The following is a 5,048-nucleotide window of genomic DNA, read 5'->3' as shown; positions in this document are numbered from 1 at the left end:
AATAGCTGAAAACTAATATTTAAAAACCAATTAAAAAATGAAAAAGTTATAAAGATAAATGAAAATTTAGTATCAATTTATGATTTTGAAGTAGTATTAAATGATAAGCAAAAAGAAATAAAGGATAACATACAAAAAAAATTAAAATTGCCTGAAGTATTAACTATACTAAATATAAAGGATATATGTGAAAATAAATATTATGAAGAAGTCTTAGAGTATATGATAGGAAAAGATATAGAAAAATTAGATGATACATATATAATGGATAAAGAAATTTATGAAGAAATAAAGATAAATTTAATAAAGTACTTAGAAGAATTTGGAGAGATAACACTAGGTCAATATAGAGATATGTTAAATTCAAGTAGAAAGAATTGTATGATTATATTAGAAAATTTTGATAGAAATAAAATAACAAAAAGAGATGATAATAAAAGAACTTTATATAATAAATAAAAGGAAGGTGATATTATGGTCAAGCTAGGTAATGATTGGGATGAGATTTTATCTGATGAATTTGAAAAGCCATACTACTTAGAATTAAGAGAATTTCTAAAAGAAGAGTATAGGACTAAAACCATATATCCAAATATGAATAATATATTTGAAGCCTTAAAGCGTACGTCTTATAAAGATACAAAAGTATTAATATTAGGACAAGATCCATACCATGGAGAAAATCAAGCTCATGGATTGGCATTTTCGGTACAACCAAATGTAGCGATACCGCCATCGTTACTAAATATATATAAAGAGCTACAAAGTGATATTGGTTGTTTTATACCTAATAATGGATATTTGATACCTTGGTCTGATCAAGGTGTATTGCTTCTTAATACTGCATTAACAGTAAGAGCTCATGAAGCTAATTCTCATAAAGGAATAGGATGGGAAACTTTTACTGACAGAATTATAGAATTGTTAAGTGAAAGAACAGACCCTGTGATATTTGTTTTATGGGGAGCAAATGCAAGGAAGAAAACAGCACTTATAGATACTAGTAAACACTATATTTTAGAAGCTCCTCATCCAAGTCCATTATCGGCAAGAAGAGGGTTTTTTGGATGTAAGCATTTCTCTAAAATAAATGAAATATTAATTGAATTAGGTAAAAAGCCTATTGATTGGCAAATTAAGAATATATAAATAAAACAAATACAAAAAGCATAGCTTAAGCTATGCTTTTTTGTATTTATTTTATAATAAAATTAATAAATTTATACTCTATGAAAAATCAATGAAAAGCAGTTAAACACTAGATAAGCATAATACTTAAAAATTGTCAAGTTGACAAGAGGTATCAAAAAAGTTACAATTTGAACATAATATAAAATACAACGAATTAATATATATAAATTAAAGAAGGAGAGAATTATGATTATAAAAAATAATAAGATACTAAAAGTCTCGGCCATAGCCACCATATTGTCTATAGGATTATTATCAGCAGGTTATACATTAGCAAATAAAAATATAACATTAGTAGTTAAGGGAAAGGAAACGGAAATATCAACTTTAAAATCAAATGTTGAAGATGTACTAGCTGAACAAAATGTTAAATACGATAAAAATGATATAATAAGTTTACCTTTAGATCAAAAGATTTCAGATGGTGACAAAATAGAGGTTATAAAAGTTACAGAGAAGACTATAAAGGAAAATAAAGAAGTTCCTTTTGAAGTCAATATTGTAGAAGATAAAGATCTACTAAAGGGTGATACTAAAGTTGAAGTAGAAGGTCAGCCAGGAAACAATGAACTATTATATAAGATTACTTATCATAATGGTAAACAAGTAGAAAAGAAATTTATAGAAGAAGTTGTTGTAACAAAACCTGTAGATAAGGTTATAAAAAAAGGAACTAAAGTAGAACTTCAAGTTGCTTCATCGAGAGGTGAGAGTACAAGAACTAAATATACTTCTCATAGTAATAACTCATCAAAGGGTAATTCATCAAGTTCTAATTCAAATAGAAAGCATATTTCTGTTGTTGCAACAGCATATACTGGTCACTCTACAACATCAACAGGAACAACGCCTAAGTGGGGAACTATAGCAGTAGATCCTAGTGTTATACCTTATGGAACAAAGGTTTATATACCTCAATTTGGTAAAACATTTATAGCAGAAGATTGTGGTAGTGCAATAAAAGGTAATAAAATAGATATATATATGAATGATGAAGGAGCGGTTAAAAATTGGGGAAGAAAAACAATAGATATTTATATAGTTGGATAGAGTAAAGGACTTTCTCTAAAATGAGATTAGTCCTTTTAATTTTATAAAATAGTTGAAATTAGAAAATATATATGATATTATATAAAAACATAAGATTACATATGGGAGTGGATGGGTGCTGGTGTGTCCTCTAGTCTTCAAAACTAGTATGAGGAGTTAATAGCTTCTTGGGTGGGTTCGATTCCCACGCATTCCCGCCAGTTATAAGAACTCAATTGAGTTCTTTTTTTACATATAAGAATGTAATATAAAAAATAAAGTGTTAAATAATTTTAAATTTTTTATATAAAAATATAAAATAGACTTAAATAGGAAAATATAAGTTAAGATAAATATGATTTTAGGAGCGATGATAATGGAAAAAAACTTCACGACAAGAACTGGCTTAATAATAGGTGATGAAGGTATAAATAAACTTAAAAATTCTAATGTAATAGTATTTGGAGTTGGAGGAGTAGGTAGTTTTGCAGCAGAAGCTATAGCAAGAGCTGGAGTAGGTAACCTAACAATAGTTGACTTTGATGATGTGGATATAACTAATATCAATAGACAATTACCAGCATTACACTCAACAGTTGGAAAGTATAAAGTTGAGGTTATGAAAGATAGAATATTAGATATTAATCCAGATATAAATATAAAAGCTATAAGAGAAGTATATAATAAAGATACAAGTGAAAGTATCCTATGTGAAAACTACGACTATGTAGTAGATGCTATAGATATGGTAACATCTAAGATACACTTAATAGAGACTTGTAAAAATAAAGGTTTAGAGATAATAAGTTCTATGGGTATGGGGAATAAATTAGATCCTACTAAAATAGAAGTTACAGATATACATAAAACTACAATATGTCCGTTAGCAAGAGTTATGAGAAAAGAATTAAAGGATAGAAAAATAAAAAAATTAAAAGTTGTTTACTCTACAGAACAACCTAAAGAGTTAAAAAAGAAAATACTAAATGGTAAAAAAGTAACACCTGGTAGTGTATCTTTTGTTCCTTCTGTTGGAGGGCTTATAATAGCATCAGTTGTTATAAATGATTTATTAAATAAGAAGTAGAATTATTCTACTTCTTATTTAATTTGTAGTCTTTAGTTGTAAAAATAGTATCACCATCGCTGTAAAATACAACATGACCTAAAATATCTGTTCTATAAGTTAAGACATTGTTTTTTTCTAGAGTATCTAAAGTACTTCTATGTGGGTGGCCATATTGATTTTTATATCCACAGGATATGACTGCTACATCTGGACTTACTTCTTCTATAAATTCAGAAGTAGTAGAAGAACTACTTCCATGATGCCCTACCTTAAGAAAATCTATATCATTAAGCTCATAAGAATTTATAATACTCATTTCATTACTAGCTTCAGCATCTCCAGTGAATAAAAAGGATTTATTTTTATAATCTATTCTAAATACTATAGAATTAAGGTTATTTTCTTCTTGGATATAAGAAGGCGCAAGTACTGTTAAATTTATATTATCTTCTATATTAATAAAATCTCCTTCGTTTAGATATTGTAAATTTAAGTTTTTATTTAAGCAAGAGCTAATTAAATTTTGATAGGATACGGTATCTGATTCATAGTTAGGAGCATATATATTTGATACATTAAATTTATCTATTATATTATCTAGCCCACCAATGTGATCAGAGTCAAAGTGTGTAGCTATTATATAATCTATTCTTTTTACATTTTGCTTTTTTAAATAGCTAGATACTATATTATGGCTATTATCATCACCACCATCAATTAATATATTTTTGGAGTTAGGGGTTTGTATTAAGATGCTGTCTCCTTGTCCTACATCTATCGTATGTATAGACAAATAGTTATTTTTGCCAGATGGAATTAAAAGTGATATTATAATAATTATTAGAATATAAGTTAAAAATAACTTTTTCAATAAATTACCTCCGTTCATTATATGTTTATAAATAAATAATATGGGTAACATAAATTAGTAATGTAAACTATCTTATATTCTAAGCAATAAGATGTAAGATAATTCAATAGATAACAATAATATTGAAACTTTTAAGATTATAGTATCGTTTTTATATATTAAATTATTAAGAAATAAATTTAAGAAAGGGTTTAAGAGTATATATGAAATTTAAAGAAATAACCATAGATTCAATAAAAGAGTTACAACCATATTTTGATTTAGTAGATTACGAAGCTTGTGAATACTGTTTTACTACATTATATATGTGGCAACATGTATATAAAACAGGATATGTTATATGTGATGATTTCGCAGTTATAATGGCAGAATATGAGGGGAATAGTTTTTCTATATTACCTTTAGCTAAAAAAGAAAAGTTACCACAAGCTATGGACTTTATTATAAGATACTTCAAAGATAGTAACAAAAAAATATGTTTTAGAGGGATAACAAAAGAAGTAGTAGATATTTTACAAGAGAATTATCCAGGTAAATTTGAATACATAGAGGAAAGAGATTTATTTGATTATGTATATGATGGTGAAAGTTTAAGAGTCTTAGGTGGAAGAAAAAATCAGAAGAAGAGAAATCATATAAATGCATTTTTAAAAGACTATGAAGGCAGATATAAGTATAGAATTCTTGATGAGGAAGACTTTGAAGATTGCTTAAATTTACTAAAAGAGTGGACTGTAAATAAAGAAGAAAATAATGAATTTGATGAAGGTATGGATGATGAATCTGTAGGAATCAAGAAAATATTTAATAATTATGATTACTTAAAAGATAGATTAAAGATAGCGGGTATATATGTAGATGGTAAATTAGAAGCCTTTACTATGGGTG

6 protein-coding genes and 1 tRNA gene are annotated in these 5,048 nt (G+C 26.8%); 6 read left to right on the top strand and 1 reads right to left on the bottom strand.

Going from position 1 to position 5,048, the window contains the following annotated elements; all coding sequences use genetic code 11:
- Positions 1-147 precede the first annotated feature (147 nt).
- The 5 genes from Q5F54_RS10470 to Q5F54_RS10450 all read left to right on the top strand — a co-directional run bounded on the left by Q5F54_RS10470 (position 148) and on the right by Q5F54_RS10450 (position 3,307).
- On the top strand, positions 148-459 hold the full coding sequence (locus tag Q5F54_RS10470) for a SelB C-terminal domain-containing protein (RefSeq protein WP_302334390.1): 312 nt from the start codon (positions 148-150) through the stop codon (positions 457-459).
- 15 nt (positions 460-474) lie between these two features.
- Entirely contained in the window at positions 475-1,149 is a 675-nt protein-coding gene (locus tag Q5F54_RS10465; RefSeq protein ID WP_281537605.1) for a uracil-DNA glycosylase, read from the top strand.
- Positions 1,150-1,377: 228 nt separating this feature from the next.
- Positions 1,378-2,241, top strand: a complete 864-nt coding sequence (locus tag Q5F54_RS10460; RefSeq protein ID WP_071121238.1) for a 3D domain-containing protein — start codon at positions 1,378-1,380, stop codon at positions 2,239-2,241.
- A gap of 103 nt (positions 2,242-2,344) precedes the next feature.
- A tRNA-Sec gene (locus Q5F54_RS10455) sits at positions 2,345-2,441 on the top strand.
- A gap of 155 nt (positions 2,442-2,596) precedes the next feature.
- Positions 2,597-3,307: a ThiF family adenylyltransferase gene (locus tag Q5F54_RS10450; protein ID WP_071121237.1), complete on the top strand. Its 711-nt coding sequence runs from the start codon at positions 2,597-2,599 to the stop codon at positions 3,305-3,307.
- Between the two features lie 7 nt (positions 3,308-3,314).
- Here the strand turns inward: Q5F54_RS10450 and Q5F54_RS10445 are convergent, their stop codons facing one another.
- Positions 3,315-4,160, bottom strand: coding sequence for a ComEC/Rec2 family competence protein (locus Q5F54_RS10445; protein WP_331562740.1), 846 nt, complete (start codon positions 4,158-4,160; stop codon positions 3,315-3,317).
- A 203-nt stretch (positions 4,161-4,363) separates the two neighbouring features.
- Here Q5F54_RS10445 and Q5F54_RS10440 point away from each other — a divergent pair.
- Positions 4,364-5,048 (top strand): DUF2156 domain-containing protein (locus Q5F54_RS10440; protein ID WP_302334388.1); only part of this gene is annotated, 685 nt, incomplete at its 3' end.

Source organism: uncultured Romboutsia sp. (assembly GCF_958366745.1).
Taxonomy (GTDB): Bacteria; Bacillota; Clostridia; order Peptostreptococcales; family Peptostreptococcaceae; genus Romboutsia; species Romboutsia timonensis.
This window is presented reverse-complemented; position numbering and strand designations above follow the sequence as displayed.

What these genes read in the sequence shown, in the direction of transcription:
- Q5F54_RS10465 (WP_281537605.1), top strand. Translation starts at nt 475, where the DNA reads ATGGTCAAGCTAGGTAATGATTGGGATGAGATTTTATCTGATGAATTT.
- Q5F54_RS10460 (WP_071121238.1), top strand. Translation starts at nt 1,378, where the DNA reads ATGATTATAAAAAATAATAAGATACTAAAAGTCTCGGCCATAGCCACC.
- Q5F54_RS10450 (WP_071121237.1), top strand. Translation starts at nt 2,597, where the DNA reads ATGGAAAAAAACTTCACGACAAGAACTGGCTTAATAATAGGTGATGAA.